Annotated in this window: 14 protein-coding genes and 1 pseudogene; 9 read left to right on the forward strand and 6 right to left on the reverse strand. The window is 68.9% G+C overall.

The genetic code is table 11. From position 1 onward, the window contains the following. Positions 1 to 106 precede the first annotated feature (106 nt). The 5 genes from leuS (at position 107) to rsfS (ending at position 6,101) form a co-directional block, all read left to right on the forward strand. Entirely contained in the window at positions 107 to 2,872 is a 2,766-nt protein-coding gene (gene leuS, locus LA521A_RS05685; protein ID WP_281781360.1) for a leucine--tRNA ligase, read from the forward strand. A gap of 444 nt (positions 2,873 to 3,316) precedes the next feature. Further along, positions 3,317 to 3,877 carry an LPS-assembly lipoprotein LptE gene (locus tag LA521A_RS05690; protein WP_425494583.1) on the forward strand — a complete coding sequence of 187 codons (561 nt, stop codon included), beginning with the start codon at positions 3,317 to 3,319 and terminating at the stop codon, positions 3,875 to 3,877. Continuing rightward, on the forward strand, positions 3,877 to 4,944 hold the full coding sequence (gene holA, locus LA521A_RS05695) for a DNA polymerase III subunit delta (RefSeq protein WP_281781362.1): 1,068 nt from the start codon (positions 3,877 to 3,879) through the stop codon (positions 4,942 to 4,944). The genes LA521A_RS05690 and holA overlap by 1 nt, the downstream gene beginning before the upstream one ends. 12 nt (positions 4,945 to 4,956) lie before the next feature. Continuing rightward, positions 4,957 to 5,634: a nicotinate-nucleotide adenylyltransferase gene (nadD, locus tag LA521A_RS05700; RefSeq protein WP_281781363.1), complete on the forward strand. Its 678-nt coding sequence runs from the start codon at positions 4,957 to 4,959 to the stop codon at positions 5,632 to 5,634. A gap of 38 nt (positions 5,635 to 5,672) precedes the next feature. Beyond that, on the forward strand, positions 5,673 to 6,101 hold the full coding sequence (gene rsfS / locus LA521A_RS05705) for a ribosome silencing factor (RefSeq protein WP_281781364.1): 429 nt from the start codon (positions 5,673 to 5,675) through the stop codon (positions 6,099 to 6,101). Between the two features lie 179 nt (positions 6,102 to 6,280). Here the strand turns inward: rsfS and LA521A_RS05710 are convergent. Then, positions 6,281 to 7,822, reverse strand: a pseudogene (locus tag LA521A_RS05710) (alkaline phosphatase PhoX). A gap of 130 nt (positions 7,823 to 7,952) precedes the next feature. On the opposite strand from LA521A_RS05710, the gene rlmH reads away from it, so the two are divergent. After that, positions 7,953 to 8,423, forward strand: a complete 471-nt coding sequence (rlmH, locus tag LA521A_RS05715; protein WP_281781365.1) for a 23S rRNA (pseudouridine(1915)-N(3))-methyltransferase RlmH — start codon at positions 7,953 to 7,955, stop codon at positions 8,421 to 8,423. Positions 8,424 to 8,628: 205 nt separating this feature from the next. On the opposite strand, the gene LA521A_RS05720 is transcribed toward rlmH, so the two are convergent. The 5 genes from LA521A_RS05720 to LA521A_RS05740 form a co-directional block, all read right to left on the reverse strand. Next, the gene (locus LA521A_RS05720; protein WP_281781366.1) at positions 8,629 to 11,892 is read right to left on the reverse strand and encodes an autotransporter family protein; all 3,264 of its coding nucleotides are present in this window, start codon (positions 11,890 to 11,892) and stop codon (positions 8,629 to 8,631) included. 147 nt (positions 11,893 to 12,039) lie between these two features. Further along, positions 12,040 to 12,255: an energy transducer TonB gene (locus LA521A_RS05725; protein WP_281781367.1), complete on the reverse strand. Its 216-nt coding sequence runs from the start codon at positions 12,253 to 12,255 to the stop codon at positions 12,040 to 12,042. Next, entirely contained in the window at positions 12,240 to 12,704 is a 465-nt protein-coding gene (locus LA521A_RS05730; RefSeq protein ID WP_281781368.1) for a hypothetical protein, read from the reverse strand. The genes LA521A_RS05725 and LA521A_RS05730 overlap by 16 nt, the downstream gene beginning before the upstream one ends. A 158-nt stretch (positions 12,705 to 12,862) precedes the next feature. Beyond that, entirely contained in the window at positions 12,863 to 13,057 is a 195-nt protein-coding gene (locus tag LA521A_RS05735) for a hypothetical protein (protein ID WP_281781369.1), read from the reverse strand. A gap of 2 nt (positions 13,058 to 13,059) precedes the next feature. Beyond that, entirely contained in the window at positions 13,060 to 13,809 is a 750-nt protein-coding gene (locus LA521A_RS05740) for an SIMPL domain-containing protein (RefSeq protein WP_281781370.1), read from the reverse strand. A gap of 140 nt (positions 13,810 to 13,949) precedes the next feature. On the opposite strand from LA521A_RS05740, the gene LA521A_RS05745 reads away from it, so the two are divergent. The 3 genes from LA521A_RS05745 (at position 13,950) to LA521A_RS05755 (ending at position 20,061) form a co-directional block, all read left to right on the forward strand. Then, positions 13,950 to 14,534 (forward strand): Maf family protein, encoded by a 585-nt coding sequence (locus LA521A_RS05745; protein WP_281781371.1) that lies wholly within the window; start codon positions 13,950 to 13,952, stop codon positions 14,532 to 14,534. Further along, on the forward strand, positions 14,531 to 16,024 hold the full coding sequence (gene rng / locus LA521A_RS05750) for a ribonuclease G (protein WP_281781372.1): 1,494 nt from the start codon (positions 14,531 to 14,533) through the stop codon (positions 16,022 to 16,024). The genes LA521A_RS05745 and rng overlap by 4 nt, the downstream gene beginning before the upstream one ends. 176 nt (positions 16,025 to 16,200) lie before the next feature. Then, positions 16,201 to 20,061 carry a YhdP family protein gene (locus tag LA521A_RS05755; protein ID WP_281781373.1) on the forward strand — a complete coding sequence of 1,287 codons (3,861 nt, stop codon included), beginning with the start codon at positions 16,201 to 16,203 and terminating at the stop codon, positions 20,059 to 20,061. The last annotated feature ends 6 nt before the right edge of the window (positions 20,062 to 20,067 follow it).

Below are 20,067 nucleotides of genomic sequence, written 5' to 3' on the forward strand. Positions count from 1 at the left end.
TGCGGCGCAGCTCGCGGCATCGATCCCGCCATGGGCCGCGCCCGCGTGGCGGCCCTTGCTGCGCTGCGGTAGGCTTGACGGTCTTTCCCCCTGCCTTTCGAACGCCGTGTCCGCCCAAGCCGCAAACGAAACCCGTCCCTACGACCCGCAGGCCATCGAGGGCGATGCGCAACGCTTCTGGGAGGGTACGCGCGCCTTCGAGGTGAACGAAGCCTCCGACAAGCCCAAGTACTACTGCCTGTCGATGCTGCCGTACCCGTCGGGCGCGCTGCACATGGGCCACGTGCGCAACTACACCATCGGCGACGTCATCAGCCGCTACAAGCGCATGACCGGCCATAACGTCCTGCAGCCGATGGGCTGGGACGCCTTCGGCCTGCCGGCGGAAAACGCCGCGATCAAGAACAGGACCGCGCCGGCGAAGTGGACCTACGCCAACATCGCGCACATGAAGGCGCAGCTGCAGCAGATGGGCTACGCGATCGACTGGTCGCGCGAATTCGCCACCTGCCAGCCCTCGTACTACGTGCACGAGCAGCGCATGTTCGTGCGCCTGATGAAGAAGGGCCTCGCGTACCGCAAGAATTCGGTCGTGAACTGGGACCCGGTCGACCAGACCGTGCTCGCGAACGAGCAGGTGATCGATGGCCGCGGCTGGCGCACCGGTGCGCTGGTCGAGAAGCGCGAAATCCCGCAGTGGTTCCTGAAGATCACCGATTACGCGCAGGAACTGCTCGACGGCCTCGACGCGCTGCCGGGCTGGCCGGATGCGGTCAAGACGATGCAGCGCAACTGGATCGGTCGAAGCGAAGGCCTGGAAATCCGCTTCGACGTGGTCGACGCCGACGGCAACGCGCATGAGCCGCTGCACGTGTTCACCACGCGCCCGGACACGCTGATGGGCGTGACGTTCGTGTCGATCGCCGGCGAGCATCCGCTGGCGCGACTGGCCGCGGAAAAGGACGCCGAACTCGCCGCGTTCCTCGACGACCTGAAGAAGGGCGGCGTCACCGAAGCGGAACTTGAAACGCAGGAAAAGCGCGGCCGTTACACCGGCCTGAGCGCGATCCACCCCATCACCGGCGAGCAGATGCCCATCTACGTCGCCAATTTCGTGCTGATGAACTACGGCACCGGCGCGGTGATGGCGGTGCCGGGCCACGACGAGCGCGACTGGGAATTCGCACGCAAGTATTCGCTGCCGGTGCGCATGGTGATCGTGCCGCCGGAAGTGCGCGACGCGGTGAACGAAATCGCCGGCGACCTCGCCAAGCACGAGGATGCGATGGCGAGCGCGCTGGGCGAGGGCGGTTCGGCCGACGTCTACGGCACCACGGCCGCGGTGCAGGTCGTGAAGGAGTTCGAGCGCCGCATCCAGGAGGAGGGCGCATACACCGAACGCGGCTGGCTGGTGAATTCCGGCGAGTTCGACGGCATGGACTTCCAGCAGGCGCTCGACGCGTTCGCCGCGCGTTTCGAAGCGGCCGGCAGCGGCCAGCGACGCGTCAATTTCCGCCTGCGCGACTGGGGCGTGAGCCGCCAGCGTTACTGGGGTTGCCCCATCCCCGTCATCCTGTGCGCGACGTGCGGCGACGTGCCGGTGCCGGAAGACCAGCTGCCGGTCGTGCTGCCGGAGGACGTCGCGTTCTCCGGCGTCACCTCGCCGATCAAGTCCGATCCGCAGTGGCGCAAGACGACCTGCCCGCAGTGCGGCGGCGACGCCGAGCGCGAGACCGACACGTTCGACACCTTCATGGAGTCGAGCTGGTACTACGCGCGCTACACCTCGCCGGGTGCGGCGCAGCAGGTCGACGAGCGCGCGAAGTACTGGACGCCGGTCGATCAGTACATCGGCGGCATCGAGCACGCGATCCTGCACCTGCTGTACTTCCGCTTCTACCACAAGCTCATGCGCGACCAGGGCCTGGTGAACAGCGACGAGCCGGCGACCAACCTGCTGACGCAGGGCATGGTCATCGCCGAAACCTTCTATCGCGAGAACGTCGACGGGTCGAAGGACTGGATCAACCCGGCCGACGTGGAAGTCATCCGCGACGAACGCGGCCGCATCACCGGCGCCACGCTGAAGGCCGACGGCAAGCCCGTCGTCATCGGCGGCACGGAGAAGATGTCGAAGTCGAAGAACAACGGCGTGGATCCGCAGCTGATGGTCGGCAAGTACGGCGCCGACACGGTGCGCCTGTTCTCGATGTTCGCCGCGCCGCCGGAGCAGTCGCTGGAATGGAACGAGGCCGGCGTGGAAGGCATGGCGCGCTTCCTGCGCCGCTTCTGGCGCGAAGTGCTCACGCATGTCTCGCAGCCGGATCATCCGGATGTCGCCTCGCTGCTCGCCGGCGGCGCGCAGCTGGAGGCCGCGCAGAAGACGCTGCGTCGCCAGCTGCACGAAACCATCCAGAAGGTCGGCGACGACTACGGCCGGCGCCACAGCTTCAACACCGCGATCGCGGCGCTGATGGAGCTGCTCAACCACGTGTCGAAGTTCGACGACATGAGCGACGCCGGCCGCGCCGTGCGCCACGAAGCGCTGCAGGCGATGGTGCTATTGCTCAATCCGGTCACGCCGCACGTCTGCCACGCGCTCTGGCAGGCGCTGGGCCACACGGAGACGTTGCTGGAAGACGTGCCGTTCCCGGTCGCCGATCCCGCCGCGCTCGCGCGCGACGCGGTGACCTTGGCGGTGCAGGTCAACGGCAAGCTGCGCGGCACGATCGACGTGCCGGTGAACCTGGACAAGGCGGAAATCGAACGCCTCGCACTGGCCGAGCCGAACGTCGCCAAGTTCATGGAAGGCCTGTCGGTGCGGAAGGTGATCGTGGTGCCGGGGAAGATCGTCAACGTCGTGGCGGGGTGAACCCCTTCGGCGAAGCGCCGTCTCCCGCTCGCCGTCATCCCCCGCACCGTCATCCCGGCGAAGGCCGGGATCCAGGCCCGCAGCGCATGGGCACCATTGCCTTTGTAGCCCGGGTAAGCGAAGCGCACCCGGGTGAGCGTGACAGTCCAGGTGCGCTTCGCTTACCCGGGCTATAAGGCCTGCCGTTGCTGCGGACAGGCGCGATAACCTGAAGCAGCGCGAATGCCAGCGTGACCGCGCGTCCCGACCCTCACCCCAACCCCTCTCCCGAAGGAGAGTGGCTCAGAGCACGCAACGCCGGATGCGGCCAGCGCATCGGCGCAGTCGCGTGCGCCCTGTCGCGCCCATACGCCTGTCGTGCTGATGTGAATGAATGAAACCGCCCCTCCGCGGCTTGCCCGCGCTGGCGGCCTCCTCCAGACTTCCCGCATGACCCTTCGCTCCCTGCTCAAGCGCGCCATCCCCGTCGCCCTCGTGCTGGCCCTGTCGGCCTGCGGCTTCCACCTGCGCAGCGCGCTGGTGCTGCCGCCGGACCTCGGACCGGTCCGCGTGGTGTCCGTCGACCGCTACAGCCCGCTGGCCGAGTCGCTCGCGCAGGCGCTCACGCGCGCCGGCGCGGAACCGGCGACCGAGCGGACCACCGACGCCACCGTGCTCGACCTGATGGGCGAGCAGTGGGGCGATCGTCCGATCAGCCTGGACGAACTCGGTCGCGCGCAGGAGTACTCGCTGCGTTACGCCGTCACCTTCGAACTGCGCCGCCCCGACGGGACGGCCATCGTGCCGCGACAGACGATCGAGCTGGCGCGCGACTACGTGTCCAACCCCGTGCAGGCCATCGGCACGGAAGGCGAGCGCGAGATCCTGCAGGGCGAAATGCGCCGCGAGATGGTGGCCTCCGTGCTGCGTCGCCTCGACGCGGTCGCGCGACACGCCACGGCCGCTGCGGCTGCCGCGCCGGCGGAACTCACGCCGCCGCCGACCTCGGACACGACCACGCCCTGATGGAACTGCGTCCGGAGCAGCTCGTCGCGCAGCTCGGCCTGGATCGGCCCGAGCCCGCTTCGCTGCATCCCGCGTATCTCATCGCCGGCCCCGAACCGCTGCGCGTGCTCGAAGCCGCCGACGCCGTGCGCGCCGCCGCACGTCGCGCGGGCATCGCCGAGCGCGAAGTGTTCGAAGCCGAAGGCAACCAGCGCGAACCCGACTGGAACGCGCTGTCGGCGACGTTCCGCGCGCCGAGCCTGTTCGCCAGCCGCCGCCTCGTCGAACTTCGCTTGCCGAGCGGCAAGCCGGGCAAGGAAGGCGCGGAAGTCATCACCGATTTCTGCGCCGATCCACCGCACGACGTGACGCTGCTCATCACCGCCGGCGAGTGGAGCAAGCAGCATGGCGGCAAGTGGAGCGAGGCGATCGGCCGCATCGGCCAGGTCGCCATCGCGTGGCAGATCAAGCCGCACGAACTCACCGACTGGATCGAAAAGCGCCTGCGTGCTCGCGGCCTGCGCGCCGACCACGACGCCGTGCAGAGCCTCGCCGAACGTGTCGAAGGCAACCTGCTCGCGGCGGCGCAGGAAATCGACAAGCTGGCGCTACTGTCCGATGGGCAGTCGCTCGATCGCGAACGCATGGCCGAACTGGTCGCCGACGCGGCGCGTTACGACGTGTTCCGCCTCGTCGACGCGACGATGAACGGCCAGGGCGTGCAGGTGTCGCGCATGCTCGCCGGCCTGCGTGCCGAAGGCGAAGCCGTGCCCGGCCTGCTGGGCATGATCGTGATGGAGCTGCAGCGCGCCGCCGCGCTCGCGCGCGTGCAGGCGCGCGGCGGCAATCTTGTCTCCGAGTTCAAGGCGCAGCGCATCTGGGATTCCAAGCAGCCGATGTACAAGCGCGCGCTGGCACGCCATGCGTCGCCGCGCTGGGACGCGTTCGTCGCCGAAGCCGGTCGCGTGGACCGCATCGCGAAAGGACGTCCGCGTTACGGCGAGGAACCCGTGGACGCGTGGCTGGCGCTGGAGCGCCTGCTGCTCGCCGTCGCCGAACCGCGCGCCACGCGCCTGCTCGTCGGCTGACGCGCGCCGCGCATGACGTTGCGCATCTACTACGGCGGCACCTTCGACCCGGTGCATGCGGGCCATCTGTCCGTCGCCTGCGAAGTGCGTGATGCGCTGGGGGCGCAGGTGTTCCTCGTGCCCGCCGCCGACCCGCCGCACAAGGACGACACGCATGCCGACGCCGATGCGCGCTCGCGCATGCTCGACCTCGCCATCGCGGGCGAAAGCGGGCTCAAGGTCGATCGCCGCGAACTGCACCGTGAGGGCCCGTCGTACACGGTCGACACATTGCGCGAACTGCGCGCCGAGGTCGGCCCGCAGACGCCGCTGGTGTGGATGATCGGCGGCGATTCGCTGCTGCAATTGCACACCTGGAACCGGTGGCGCGAGCTGTTCGCGCTGGCGCACGTGCTGGCGGTGGCGCGGCCGGGATCGCACCTGGAGCCGGGCGCGGTGGCCGCAGTCGCGCCCGACGTCGAGGCCGAGATCGGTCCGCGCCGTTGTCCTGCCTCGATGCTGAACAGCGCTCCAGCCGGCAAAGTGGCCGTTTTCCCGCTGCGGCATGAACGCCCGGAGTCCTCGACGGAGCTGCGCCGGCGCATGGCGGCCGGCGAACCGTGGGAGGCGGGCGTCGCGCCGGCCGTGGCTGAGTACATCCGCCGGCACGGGCTCTACGGCGTCCGGGGCGTCACGCCGGCTTCGTTATAATCCCCGGGCACGAAATCCCCCATGAGAGCCATCGCCCCTTGAGTACCGAAGCGCAAGTCATCAAGACCCGCCTGCCCAACCCGCCGCCGCCGGTGGATGTCCTGCTGAAGACCGTGCATGCGGCCGTGGAAGAACTCAAGGCGCGCGATGTCACCGAAATCGACGTGCGCGGCAAGAGCAGCGTCACCGACTACATGGTCATCGCTTCGGGCACCTCGACCCGTCACGTGAAGTCGATCGCCGACGAAGTCGTGAAGTTCGCCAAGAACCTCGACGTCCAGCCGCTGGGCGTGGAAGGCGAGCGCGAGGCCGAGTGGGTGCTCGTCGACCTCGGCGACGTCGTGGTCCACGTGATGCTGCCGCGCGTGCGCGAGTTCTATGCGCTGGAGCGTCTGTGGACGGTGGGCGACCAGCCGCCGGAAGACGAGGAAGACGAAGTCGAGACGGACGCGGAAGAGCGTTTCTGATTCGCGGCTCGCTCGACGCGTGATTCGACGAACGGCGCCTTCGGGCGCCGTTCGCGTTTGAGCCGGACAGGTTTTGTAGCCCGGGCAAGGCCGAAGGCCGCATCCGGGGCGACGCGACCGTGACGCACCCCGGGCGCGCTTCGCTTGCCCGGGTTACACGCGCATGCCGCGATCGGCGCTTACAGATGCCCGCGTTCCCACGGTCCCGTGATCGCGAACGTGATGCCCGGCGTCTGGATGTTCACGAACAGCGTGCGGCCCCACGGATCCCAGCACGCACCGCAGAACTCGCTTTCGCGATAGTCGCCCTCGGCGATCGTCTTGCCTGCATTGGCGATCTGCGTGGACGTCAGCTCGATGTTGTTCTTGCAGAACCAGAACGACTCGCCCTGCCGCGTGAGGCCGATGAGGCGCGCGCCCGGGCCGTACTGGTCCGGGCTCTCGCCACCGTCCTCGCACAGCAGCACGCCACCGCGCGCGCTGACGGTGATGTTGTCGGGATTGTGCGCGGCCAGCTGATGGCCGCTGACGAACAGCGCGCGGATGCGCTGCGTCACCAGATCCAGCACCCACACCGCGCCGTTGCCGCGCCCGCGACGGCCCTGTTCGTCCACGCCGGTGCTCGTGTCGACGATGAACATCTTCCCGTAGCTGTGCCAGATGCCTTCGCCGCGGCTCATGCGCAGCGCGCCGTCGGCCCACGCCTGCGCGAACGTGCCGCTGAGCGTTTCGCCCGCGGAAATATCGGGAAAGCCGGCCGGTGCGGCGATGGAGTCCAGGTCGGGGTCGGCGATGTCGACTCACTCCAGCGCGTATTCGTCGCCGATCTTCGCCACCGTCAGGTCCGCGTTGCGCCTGCCGCGCACACGCGCCGCCTGCAGGCGGCCGCCGTGTTCGAGCGAGCCGTAACGGCCGGCGCGATCGTTCGGAATGAAGCGATACAGGCCGGCCTTGTTCCGGTCGTCCTCGGTGAGATACAGGATGCCGGTGCGCGGATCGATCGCGACGGCTTCGTGGCTGAAGCGCCCCAGCCCGACGAGCGGACGGCCGGCCGTGCGCTCCGCGTCGGAATGCACCTCGAACACGTAACCGTGCTTGCGCCCCGTGCTGGACGCCGCATCGGTCTTGATCTCCTCGCAGCTCAGCCACGTGCCCCACGGCGTCGGCCCGCCGGCGCAATTGACCAGCGTGCCGCCGAGGCTGGCCTCGATGCTGTGCCACTGGCCGTTGCGATGCGTGAGCGTGGTCGTGCCGCCGCCCGCGCGCTGGCCGCCGCCGATGTCGCCCGTGTCGTACATGCCCGGTGCGTTGATCGGAGTGGCCCCGCCGCGCTCGTGGTTACGGATCAGCACCAGTTCGTGGCCGTGTCCGTGACCGTTACCGCGATCGAAGCGGCCCCGGCCCGGCTTTCGCACTGCGACCACCGCCATGCCGTCGTGGCGGTCGGGGCAAGGCTGGCCGTCGCTCATCACGTCGCCCGACCAGCCGAAGGAGCGGTAGCTGAAACCGCGCGGGAGTTGAAGAAGCGGCAGGCCGGTGGTGCGATCGACGGCGGGCGCAAGCGGGCCGTAACGGCCGGGAATGGGCGCCAGGCGCGTCGGATCGCCACCGGCGAGCGCTTGGCGCGTGTAGAGCGCACCAAGGCTTCCGATGGCACCGACGGCCATCGCGGCGGCGCTACCTTTTAGGACCTGGCGGCGGGAGGAACCGAATGCGTCCATCTGCATCTCCTGCGGGGCTGGGGGAAGCCCGAATGCTGGGAGCGCGGCATGGCCGTTCGATGACACCCGCGCGTCAACGCGGCGGATCGTGACGGCGCGCGGTTACCATCTCACCGATGGAAGCGAAATCATGAAAGCCCGCCTCATTGCCGTCGGCGAACGCGCGCCGCGCTGGGTCGCCGAGGGCTTCGGCGAATACCAGAAGCGTCTGTCGCACTGGTTGCCGCTGGAACTGGTGGAAGTCGAGCCCGGCCTTCGCGGCAAGGGACGCGATGCCGCGCGCGCGATGCAGGACGAAGGCGCGCGCGTGATCGCCGCGCTGCCGAAGAACGCGCTGGTGGTGACGCTGGACGGCCGCGGCAAGCCGTGGTCGTCGGAACAGCTCGCTCAGCGGCTCGAACATTGGCGCGCGCAGGGACGGGACCTCGCGTTTCTCATCGGCGGTCCCGAAGGCCACGCGCCGGACGTGCTCGCACGCGGCGATGAATCCTGGTCGCTGGGCCCGCTCACGTTGCCGCACATGCTGGTGCGGCTGGTTGCGGCCGAACAGCTGTATCGCGCGGCGGCGTTGCTGGCGAATCATCCGTATCACCGGGCTTGAACGCGCGCTGGAACGCTCACGCGCGGGCCAAACGCAATGAGCGGGGCCTGTGCGATCGACCTGGATCCCGGCCTTCGTCGGGATGACGGCGGTAACGTAGTGAAGCGAGTGGGAGTTGCCACTTGCCGTGGCGTGAACGAACGCGCATGAAAAAGCCACCCCGATCACTCGGGGTGGCTTCAGTTCCGTTCGAACGTGGTGTCGATTACCAGCGATAGTTCAGGCCGAGCTGGCCCGTGACATCGTGGTAGTCGCGCGCGCCGTACGTCAGGCCGAGGTTGCCCCAGCCCGTCCAGCCGCCGCCCAGCTGGCTCTGCAGGCCGAGCTTGGCTTCGTAGCGGTCGCGCGGCAGTTCGAGTTCAAGCGTCGTGGCGTTGAACGACATGCGATTCCGGTCGTCGTCGTGCCACCAGTTCAGCGTCACGAACGGCTGCACGACGTTGCGCTGTGCACTCGCCGCATGTCCGTAGAAGCGCACGCCCAGGCGCGTGGTCAGGCCGCCGGCATCCACGTCATCGATCAACGTGCCGTTGTTCTCGCGGTGCTGCGACGCCGAGTAATCCGTGAAGATCGCCTGCGCCTGCGGTTCGATGAAGTAGCGCGTGTTACCGCCGTTGTTGAGCGCGAAGGCGTAGCCGGCTTCGATCGAGGCCGCCCAGGTCTTCGAGTCGTAGCGCTCAGTGGCAAGCAGGTCGCCCTGCACCTTGTTGTCGTAGCGCCCGTACTGCAGCCAGCCGTCCAGGTACAACCCGGTGGCGGCCTTCGCGTCGGCGAACCACGTGCCGTAGACGCCCAGGTTGTAGCCGGTCACCTTGCCCTTGGCGCGCCAGTCGAGCAGCGTCGACGTCACCTCGGTGTCGGCGCGACCGGTGCCGCCCATGAGACCGATGTGGAAGCGGCTGTCGTTCGCGCGTGCGATTTCGCCGCCGATCTGCAGCACGGACGTGTCGGTGCCTGCATCGAGCTGGCCTTCGCCGGTCGTGCCGTCCATCTGGTTGCGCACCACGCGCACCCATGCAGCCGAGCTGCGCCCGTCGTCGCCGTGCGCACCGAGGTTCGGCTCGCCCATGCGGTCGTGCATCGAGTGCTCGAACATGCCGACCGCTGCTGCCTGGTTGGCGAGGTAGGCGGCCGGTTCAGGGCGGTAGAGCGGGGTGGTCGGCTGCGGTGAGATCGGCGCGACGGGAGTCGGTTCCGGTCCCACTGGCGTGGGGTCGACGGGTGCAATCGGGTCGACGGGAGCGACCGGATCGACAGGCGCAACGGGGTCCGCAGGCACAACCGGATCGACAGGCGTCACGGGTTCGACCGGCGGCGGTACAGGAGCTTCCGAACGCAGGTACCAGTCGCCATCGGCCGGATTCGCCTTGCCGCCCTGTGCGAGCAGGTACTCGTTCGCGCCGGCCACGACGCGGCCGTCGAGTGCGAAGACGCCATTGGACGCGCCATTGACCTGCACGACCTGAATGCCGTCGGCGGTGGTGTACGCACCCGCACCGCCGACGTTGTTCACGTGCAGCGACGTGTTGCCTGAGGTGGCGCCTTCCACGATCAGCTTGTCGGTCGGCGACGCGTCATCGCCCAGTGCAGTGTTGATCGCGATCATGCCGTCGTTGCCGACATAGTCGCCGTGCACGGTCAGCGTCTTGTAATCGCCCGACGTGGGGGCCGCAATGGAGATCCTGCCGGCGTTGGCCAGCGATGCGACATCGGAAGACCGCGTGAGCATCCACGAGGTTCCGTCGACCATCGACATCGTGCGGCCGTTGAGAACCGCGCCTTCCAATGAGCTTCCGCTTTCCATCGCAAGATCGAGCGCGCTCCCGGTTTGAGCGAAGAGATCGCCTTGCAACGAGGTGTCGCGAACCGTCAGGGCCAGCGTGCTCTTGTCCTTCGCGTAGGCGACGTGGCCGCTTTCCGACGTGACGACGACGCCATCGGCGAGCGTGACCTGTGCGTTGATATCCTGGGACTGGATGGCAGCGCCGCTGGACTTCAGCGAACCGCCCGAGACATTGAGCACCGCGGGTGCGGTGACGGGGTCGCTTCCATTGGCGACGAAGCCCGCCGCGTGGCTCGCGCCGCTCACGTTCGTGCCGACCAGGTCCACCGACGTGGCCTGTGCCATTGCGATGCCCGCGGCTTTCGTGCTGGTAAGCGTCGAGCCGTCTGCCGTCGCGCGACTACCCGCGCCGGTGACTTCCAATGCATTGGAGTTCGCGCCGCTGGCCTGGACAGTCGCGTCGGCGTCGAGCGCGACCAGGCCACCGTCCATCGCGACCGCCGCGGGGGCGTTGTCTCCGCTCGTGCTGACCGTGCTGCCCGAGACCTTGACCACGGCGTTCCTGCCTGTGGCGACCACTCCGTACGCGGCATCGTTCGCCGTTGAAACCTCGGCTCCGTTGACCAGGCTCACCTTGCCGCCCGTTCCCGCAGCAGCGCCTACAGCCGAAGCCCCCGACGTCGCGACGGTCGACGCGTCGACCAGCAGTTCGCTACCGGCGCCGAGCGCGCGTACGCCATTGGACTTGGCCCCCGCCGTGTCGACCGAGGAACCCTGCTCGATGCGGAGTTTTGCGCCACTCTCGGCGCTGGCACCGCCCGACGTGGCGCCGGACGTGGTGACTTTGGTGCTGCTCACTGCGATCGAACTGGCCGCGCCGGTGGCAAGCAGCGCGAAGTTGTTGTCGATGCCGGAACTGGAGATGACCTCGGAATCGGTCAACGCGACACTGCCGCCGTTGGCTGCAACGACGCCGTGCCCGGCCGCGGTTTCGACCGTGATCTTTGCGCCGGTTCCTTCCACCGTGCTTCCCGCACCGGTCGCGATGACAGCGCGGCTGCCGGCGCCGGTGACCAGCGCCTTGCTGCCGGTCAGCGCCACCTGCGCGCCTCGTTCGGCGCGCACGACTTCGGTGCCGGCGCCTGCCGCAGAGAGCGTCTGGTGGGTGGAAACCACTTTGCCCGTTGCACCGCTGGCGAGCAGGGCGTTGCCGCTATTGGCATCGGTGACGGAAACCGACCCGCCGTCCATCTCGATCGTGCCGCCCAGTGCGACGGCACCGTCCGCCCGCGCGCCGGATGACACGATCGTGCTGTTCGTCAACTTGATGAGGCCATCGTCCTCCGCCCACGCACCCGCGCCTGCGATGCCGGTGGACGTGATGGTCGAATCCGTCAGCGCGATGGTGCTGGGTGCACCGCTCGTGGCGTGCTTGCCGATGGCGAGCAGCGACGCCCCGTTGTCGACGGTACTTTCGACGGTCGCATCGCCGGTGATGTGTCCGCCGTCCAGCGCGAGGAACGTGGCGCCGTCGACGTCGGCGTTGCTGAAGACCTCCCCGGTCGTGCTCGTGTTGGTGCCGGGGCCTGCATAAAGGCTCTGCGCGTTGGCCAGTGCCGGTATCGCAACAAGCGTGAGATGCAGTGCGAGAGTGAGTGGATGAAGCCTGAAGCTGGAAATTTGCATGGAACCTTCCTGTTGGCGTGAGAGGCTTCCGTGTCATCCCGGCGCATTGCACGCCGGGACGACCAAGCCGACAGGAATTCTGGTGAAGCGTTTCGTATCGCGTAACGCGACAAATCCTCTGCCGCGTTCCACATGGGCACCGCCGTGTCAGAGCGTGAACACCACCGGCACGCGCCCCACCGCCTCCACCGCACGCCCATCGCGCATCGCCGGCACGAACGTCCACTTCGACAACACCGTGCGACGGGCGGCCTGGTCCAGCACGCGATGGCCGCTGCTCTTCACGATGCGCACATCGAGCGCGCGCCCATCGACGCCGACGAGGATTTCCAGTTCGACCATGCCGCTCAGACCCGCGCGCATCGCTTCGGCGGGATAGGGCGGTGGCGGCGCGCGCAGCGCCTGCAACTGCGCGACGGTGGAACTCCTTGCAGGTTCGGCCGTCGTGTACCTTCATCGACGGCGACGTCGGAAGGTTCGATCGCGATATCGCCCGGTTGCGAATCCACAACCTGCTGTTCGATCTGCGCGACGACAGGCTGCGCCGGCGGTGCATGCGTCACCGGTGTCGGCGGCTGGGTCGTGATCTGGACATTCACGGGCGGCGGCGGATCGACCGGCTCGATCTTGCGCACGTGCACGATCGTGATGGCGTCATCGGGTTTCGCGGGCGCATCCAACACGCGCTGCGACAGCGGCACCAGCAGAAGTAGCAGCAACGCGCCATTGACCAGCAACGTGCCGGTGTTCGCGGCGATGCGGCCGGCGTCGATGGACTCGTGCGTGGAGGAAAGCGGGATCGCGTGTGCCATGGCGGAACCTCCTGGGTGTGCCATGGCGTCGAACGTGCGGATGCGTCCGGTGGGGTTTGTCCGATCGAAAAATTTGCGACGCGGTCGCGAAGCCGGAGGCGCGCGCAAAAAAAAACGGGCCCGCGTGTGCGGGCCCGTGGTGCGTCATGCGTTGGCGATCAGCGTTTCGGCTCGTCCGGTTCCGGTCCGGTCTCCAGATCGCGATCCACCGCGCCCTCGTCGGGATTGGGTTTGTCGCGACGCTTGGGGTAATGCGCGTCCTCGCGATCGCGCGGCTCGGTCTCGGCGTAGCCGGGGTTGCGGCCGGGCTTGGGATCGGAGGTGGGCGGGGTGGTTTTGCCGGACGAAGCCATGGTCAGTTTCCGAGTTCGAACACGACGTCCAGATTGACCGACAGGACGTTTTCGCCCGGTGAGATCGAGGTGGATTCGGCGCGATCCATCGCCTTCATCGCCATCATCGGCATCGGGCGCGGCGGAGCGAAGCTGCCGCCCTCGCTGATGCTGACGATGCGGCGCACCTTCTTGCCCAGCGTCTTGGCATACATCTCGGCGCGCGCCTGCGCCTTCTCGACCGCGGCGCGGCGCGCCTCGTCGTAGGCCGCTTCCTTCTTGGCGTCGTCCAGGTCGAAGGTCGGGCCGTTGATCTGGTTGGCGCCGGTGGCGACCAGCGCATCCATGATCTTCCCGAGCTTGGCGATGTCGCGAACGGTGACGTTGACGTTGTTGATCGCTTGGTAGCCGGTGATCTTCGGCGGCTGGTTCTCGCCGTACTGGTACTGCGGGTTGAGGTTCACGCCGCTGGTCTGCACGTCGCGATCGGCGATGCCGGCAGCCTTGATCGCGGCGACGACCTTCGCCATCTGCTCGGCGTTGGCGCGCATGGCGGCATTGGCGTCGGCGGCCTGCGTGACCACGCCGGTGGACAGCGTCGCGATGTCCGGCGCGCGGCGGGCTTCGGCCTGTGCCGACACGTTGAGCAGCGTGCCTTCGGTGGCGACGTACGGCGTGGTCTGGGCGGGGCTCACGGCGGGGACGGCTCCGAGGGCGAGGGCGGCAGCAAGGACGAGCGGGCGCAGCGTGGAACGGGGCGACAGCTGGGGCATGACAACTCCTTGGGTTGGAAGGGCCGTCTGCGACGACCCTCAGGTTCTTGGTGATCCGGTGAACGATCCGTGAGCCCGGTCAGGGTTGCCGATGATGCCCCGACTCTGTGCCCCAGTCAGCGCGGGTTATGCTTCCCGCCATGCTGTATCTCGCCTCCAAATCCCCGCGTCGTCGCGAATTGCTGGGCCGGCTCCTCGCGGGCCAGCCCGGTGCCGAATTCGGTCTGCTCGACATCGACATCCCCGAACATCCGCTGCCCGACGAGGCCGCCGAAGACTACGTGCGCCGCGTCGCGCGGGAGAAGGCCGGCGCTGGCCTGCTTCATGTCGTCGGCAACCCGTCGGCCCTCGTGCTCGGCTCCGACACCGAGGTCGTCCTCGACGGCGAGGTGTTCGGAAAGCCCGCCGATGATGCAGACGCCGCGTCGATGCTGCGTCGACTGTCCGGCCGCACGCACCAGGTCATCTCGGCGGTGTACGTCGTGTCGGCCTCGCGCGAGCTGCAGGCGGTGTCGCGTTCGGAGGTCACCTTCACCGAACTGACCCCGGCGCAGATCGACGCCTACGTCGCCAGTGGCGAGCCCCACGGCCGGGCCGGTGCCTACGCCATCCAGGGCCTCGCGGAGGCCTTCACGACCCGACTGTCCGGCAGCTATTCCGGTGTGATGGGGCTGCCGCTGTACGAGACGGCCACGCTGCTGCGCGAGTTCGGGGTCCTGAAGTGAGCGAAGAAATCCTCGTCAACGTCACCCCGCGCGAGACGCGCGTCGCCGTCGTCGAAAACGGCATGCTGCAGGAGCTGCACATCGAACGCGGCTGGCGTCGCGGCGTGGTGGGCAACATCTACAAGGGCAAGGTGCAGCGCGTCATGCCCGGCATGCAGGCGGCATTCGTCGACATCGGGCTGGAGCGCGCGGCGTTCCTGCACGCGGCCGACATCGTGAAGCCCACCCCGGTCGCCGAGGGCGAGAGCGAAGGCGAGGACGCGCCGCTGCCGCCGACGCCAACGCGCCCCATCGCCGAGTTGCTGCGCGAAGGCCAGGAGATCGTGGTGCAGGTGGTGAAGGATCCCATCGGCAGCAAGGGCGCGCGCCTGACCACGCAGCTGAGCATCCCCTCGCGTTACCTCGTGCTGCTGCCGCGCACGCGCGTGGTCGGCGTGTCGGCGCGCATCGAGGACGAAGCCGAACGTGCGCGCCTGAAGGCGCACATCACCTCGCTGTCGCCGTCCGGCGAAACGCACGGGTACATCGTGCGCACCAACGCCGAAGGCCAGCCGGAGGAACAGCTCGCCGAGGACGTCGCGTACCTGGGCCGCGTGTGGGGCCTGATCGAGGAACGCGCCCGCAGCGCACGCGTCGGCGAGCGCGTGTACGAGGACCTCAACCTCCCGCTGCGCGCCGTGCGCGATCTCATGCGCAAGGACGTGGAAAAGGTGCGCGTGGATTCGCGCGAAACGTGCGAGCGCCTGCGCGTGTTCGCGGCGCAGTACATGCCCGGGCTCGACGAGAAGATCGAGCACTACACCGGCGCGCGGCCGATCTTCGACCTGTACGGCGTCGAGGACGAGATCCAGCGTGCGCTGGACAAGGAAGTGCCGTTGAAGTCCGGCGGCTACCTGGTCATCGACCAGACCGAGGCGATGACGACGGTGGACATCAACACCGGCTCGTTCCTCGGCCAGCGCAACCTCGAGGAAACGGTGTACCGCACCAACCTCGAGGCCGCGCAGTCGGTGGCGCGCCAGCTGCGCCTGCGCAACCTGGGCGGCATCATCATCATCGACTTCATCGACATGACCGACGCCGAGCACAAGCGGCAGGTGCTGCGTCAGCTGGAGAAGTCCCTCGCGCGCGACCACGCCAAGACCACGGTGTACGAGTTCTCGCCGCTGGGCCTGGTCGAAATGACGCGCAAGCGCACCACCGAAAGCCTGGAGCGCCAGCTGTGCGAGCCGTGCCATGAATGCGGCGGCCGCGGCACGCTGAAGACGCCCGAGACGGTGACTTACGAGATCTTCCGCGACATCGTCCGCCAGGTGCGCCAGTTCGATGCGCCGCGGCTGATGGTGATCGCCTCGTCGAAGGTCGTGGCCCGCATCACCGACGAGGAATCGGCGGCGGTGGCGGAACTGGAGGAATTCCTGGGCAAGTCGATCCGCTTCCAGGCGGACGACCAGTACGCGCAGGAGCAGTTCGATGTCGTCCTGCTGTGAGTTTCACGGCGGGGCAGGGGCGGGGAAAAGGTCAGTAACGCTGCGTTGGCGGAACCGGTCGGACAATGGCGTCCGCCGTGTGCCCGCCCGCCCTGGCGCGTCCGCCCCGCCGGATCGCGCGGCTGAACCGTTTTCCCTTTTCCGTTCATCGCGCCATCTGGACCGTAGCTGACGTCATGCCCACCCCGTTGCGCCGCCGCATGCGCATCGCCCGTCGCGGACTGGGCTACCTCGTCGCGCTTTCGCTGGTTCTGATCGCCCTGGTGCTGGCCGTGGCCAGCCAGGTGCTGCCGCTGGCCGAGAGCAATCCGCAGCGCGTGGCCGCCTGGCTGAGCGAACGCGCCGGGCGCCCGGTCAACTTCGATCGGGTGGAAACGGACTGGACGCGCCGCGGCCCGCTGCTGCGCCTGGACAACCTGCGCATCGGCGCGGGCGAACAGGCCTTCACGGTCGGCGACGCGGAAATGCTCGTGTCGATCTACGCCGGCCTGCTGCCCGGTCACGCGTTCTCCGAACTGCGCCTGCGCGGGCTCGACCTCACGCTCGAGCGCGGCGACGACGGACGCTGGCAGGTGCGTGGCCTGCCCGGGCAGGACCAGTCGCAGCGCAGCGATCCCTTCGCCGCACTGGAAGGGCTCGGCGAGCTGCAGGTGATCGACGGAAAGATCACCGTCATCGCGCCGAAGCTCGGCATCGATGCGCACGTGCCGCGCATCAACCTGCGCCTGCGCGTGGACGGTCCGCGCGTTCGCGCCGGTGTTCGCGCATGGCCGAGCGTGAACGTCGCCGGCGCCGCGTCCTCGCCGCTCGACACGGTGCTCGACTTCGATCGCGTCAAGGGCGATGGCCGCGCGTACATGGGCGCGCGCCGCGCCGATCTGGCCGCATGGGCGCCGCTGCTGCAGGTCGCCGGCGTCGGCAGCGAATCCGGCCAGGGTCGCGCCGAAGCCTGGGCCGAACTGCGCGACCACCGCATCACGCAGGTGACGGCGGACGTCGCGCTCGATCGCGTCGGCCTGCGCGGCGCGCCGCTCGCCGGCGGTGCGGTGCCGCGCGTGCAGTTCGCGCGCGTGGCGGCGCTGGCGCGCTGGCGCACGATCGACGGCGGCTGGCGCGTGGACGCCAGGACACTGCGCATCGACACCGGCAAGGACGCGCAGACGCTCGACGGTCTCGTCGTCGCCGGCGGCACGCGCTACGCGCTGCTCGCCAACCGCATCGACGCCGGCCCGCTGCTTACCGCCGCCTCGCTCAGCGACCGCCTCGATCCCGGCCTGCGCACGTGGCTGCACAACACGCGCCCGCGCGCGTCGTTGCAGGACGTGGAGGTCACCGGCGTGCGCGGCGGCGCGCTGCGCGCGCAGGCGCACGTTGCCGCGTTCGGTTTCGATGCCGTCGGCAATGCGCCGGGCCTGAGCGGACTTGCAGGACAGTTCCTCGGCGATGCGGACGGCTTCTCGCTGCAGTTCGATCCCGCCTCGCAGATGCGCTTCGACTGGCCGCGTGGTTTCGGCGTCGCACACACGGTGTCGCTGCAGGGTTCCGTCGGCGGCTGGCGCGAAGGCGCGGGCTGGCGCATCGGCACGCCGGACCTGTGGGTGAAGGGACAGGGATTCGGCGTGCGGGCGCGCGGCGGCATGTGGTGGCAGGGCGACGGCTCGCGTCCGCGCATCGACATCGCCGCCGACATCGACGAAGCGCAGGTGCCGGTCGCGAAAGGTTTCTGGGTCCGTCACCTGATGGCGCCCAAGGTCGTCGCGTGGCTCGACTCCGCGCTGGTCGGCGGACGCCTGCACGACGGCCATGCGGTGGTGTCGGGCGATCTGGACGACTGGCCGTTCCGCGATCGCAACGGCCTGTTCGAAGCGACCGCGAAACTCGACCAGGCCGTGGTGAAGTTCCAGCCCGACTGGCCGGCGGTGGAAGGCCTCGACGCGGACGTCGCCTTCATCGCCGATGGGTTCACCGTGCACGGGCAGGGGCGGCTCGGCGGCGTCGCGATCCCGCAGATCCGCGCCGGCATCGACCACTACAAGGACGGCGACCTCACGGTGCAGGCGCAGGGCAGCGCGGATGCCGCGCAGCTGCTCGAGTTGCTGCGCCACAGTCCGTTGCAGAAGGACAACGCCGACACGCTGAAGAACGTGGTCGCGAGCGGCCCGGCAAAGGTCGGTTTCGACATGGACATGCCGCTGCGTCCGAACCAGCAGACGGCGATCAAGGGCACCGTGCAGCTGGAGAAGGCGAAGCTTGCCGACCCGCGCTGGAAGCTCGCGTTCGAACAGGTCAGCGGCAAGGCCGAATACGCGCGCGGCGGCTTCCGCGCCGAAGGGCTGAAGGTGCTGCACGAAGGCCAGCCCGGCGCGCTGTCGCTGCGCGCGGGCAACGACTTCGTCCGCGACAGGACCAACGTGTTCGAGGCCGGCCTCGACGCGCAGATGTCGGCGAAGGAACTGCTCGATCGCGCACCGGAAATGGCGTGGCTGAAACCGCACGTCGACGGCCGTTCGGCGTGGACGGTCGGCATCGCGATTCCGAAGGCAGCGCCGGGCAAGACCGCGCCGACGTTGCTGCAGTTGCAGACCAACCTCGTCGGCACCGCGCTCACGTTGCCCGAGCCGTTGAAGAAGGCCGCGGGCGAGTCGCTCGCCACGTCGGTCGAAACCCCGTTGCCGATGGGCAGCGGCGACATCCGCGTGAACCTCGGCAACGTCATCGCGGTGCGCGCGCGCAGCACGACGGACGCGACCGGCAAGAGCCAGACCGGCGTGCGCCTCGCGCTCGGCACGAACCGCGTCGACGACGTGCCGCCGGTACGCGGACTGGTCGCGACGGGACGCGCCGCGATGCTCGATGCGATCGACTGGATCGCGCTGCTGGAAGGCGGCAGCGGCGGCGAAGGCCTGGCGCTGCAACGCATCGACGTCACCGCGCAGAAGTTGAACCTGCTGGGCGGCGTGTTTCCCGATACGCATCTGGTCGTCGTGCCCGCCGCGAACGGTGCGACCGCAGTGCAGGCCGAAGGGGCGGCGCTGGAAGGCGCGGTGCTGATTCCCGCCGGCGATGGCGCGACGATCGCCGGTCGGTTCGACCGCATGTTCTGGCACGCGCCCAAGCGCCCGTCGCCGCCGGCCGGCATGCCGGCGCCGCCCGCGTCCGCGCCCCCGGCCGACGGCGACTTCAATCCGGCGAAGATCCCGGCGTTGACCATCGACATCGCCGACCTGCGCGTGTCCGACGCGCGACTGGGCGAAGCGAAACTGCGCACGGTGCCGACCGCGACCGGCATGCGCATCGAACAGGTGCAGATGCGCGCGCAGAAGCAGCGCATCGATGCGAGCGGCGACTGGAGCGGCATGGGTTCCACCGCGCGCACGCAGCTCGACGTGAAGATCGACAGCCAGGACCTGGGCAGCCTGCTCGCCGGTTTCGGCATGGGCCAGCAACTGGGCGGCGGCGTCGGGACGATGCACTTCGATGCCGGCTGGGCGGGCAGCCCGGCGGCGTTCAACGTCGCCTCGCTCGACGGCAGCCTGGAAGCCGACATCCGCGACGGCCGCCTGCTGGAAGTCGAACCCGGCGCAGGCCGCGTGCTCGGGCTGCTGAGCCTCGCGCAGCTTCCGCGCCGGCTCATGCTGGATTTCCGCGACTTCTTCAATAAGGGCTTCGCGTTCAACCGCGCCGGCGGCAAGGTGAATTTCGCCGGCGGCATGGCGCGCAGCGACCAGCTCTCCATCGACGGCCCCGCGGCGTCCATCGGCATCCGAGGCGAGGCGAACCTGCGCGCGCAGACCTTCGACCAGACCATCGAAGTGCGCCCCAAGGCCGCGAACCTGCTGACCGTCGCCGGCGCGCTGGCCGCGGGCCCGGTGGGTGCGGCGATCGGCGCGGCCGCGAACGCGGTGCTGCAGAAGCCCATCGGCGAGATGGCCTCGCGCACGTACCGCGTCACCGGCCCGTGGAAGGAGCCGAAGGTCGAAGTGGTCAGCGGGCAGTCCGGGCAGGCGAAGGCCGAAGAGCCGCCGCCGGAGAGCTGAACCACG

Origin of the sequence: Lysobacter auxotrophicus (assembly GCF_027924565.1) — a bacterium.
GTDB classification, from domain to species: Bacteria; Pseudomonadota; Gammaproteobacteria; order Xanthomonadales; family Xanthomonadaceae; genus Lysobacter_J; species Lysobacter_J auxotrophicus.

What these genes read in the sequence shown, in the direction of transcription:
- holA (WP_281781362.1), top strand. Translation starts at nt 3,877, where the DNA reads ATGGAACTGCGTCCGGAGCAGCTCGTCGCGCAGCTCGGCCTGGATCGG.
- nadD (WP_281781363.1), top strand. Translation starts at nt 4,957, where the DNA reads ATGACGTTGCGCATCTACTACGGCGGCACCTTCGACCCGGTGCATGCG.
- rlmH (WP_281781365.1), top strand. Translation starts at nt 7,953, where the DNA reads ATGAAAGCCCGCCTCATTGCCGTCGGCGAACGCGCGCCGCGCTGGGTC.
- LA521A_RS05720 (WP_281781366.1), bottom strand. Translation starts at nt 11,892, where the DNA reads ATGCAAATTTCCAGCTTCAGGCTTCATCCACTCACTCTCGCACTGCAT.
- LA521A_RS05725 (WP_281781367.1), bottom strand. Translation starts at nt 12,255, where the DNA reads ATGCGCGCGGGTCTGAGCGGCATGGTCGAACTGGAAATCCTCGTCGGC.
- LA521A_RS05730 (WP_281781368.1), bottom strand. Translation starts at nt 12,704, where the DNA reads ATGGCACACGCGATCCCGCTTTCCTCCACGCACGAGTCCATCGACGCC.
- LA521A_RS05735 (WP_281781369.1), bottom strand. Translation starts at nt 13,057, where the DNA reads ATGGCTTCGTCCGGCAAAACCACCCCGCCCACCTCCGATCCCAAGCCC.
- LA521A_RS05740 (WP_281781370.1), bottom strand. Translation starts at nt 13,809, where the DNA reads ATGCCCCAGCTGTCGCCCCGTTCCACGCTGCGCCCGCTCGTCCTTGCT.
- LA521A_RS05745 (WP_281781371.1), top strand. Translation starts at nt 13,950, where the DNA reads ATGCTGTATCTCGCCTCCAAATCCCCGCGTCGTCGCGAATTGCTGGGC.
- LA521A_RS05755 (WP_281781373.1), top strand. Translation starts at nt 16,201, where the DNA reads ATGCCCACCCCGTTGCGCCGCCGCATGCGCATCGCCCGTCGCGGACTG.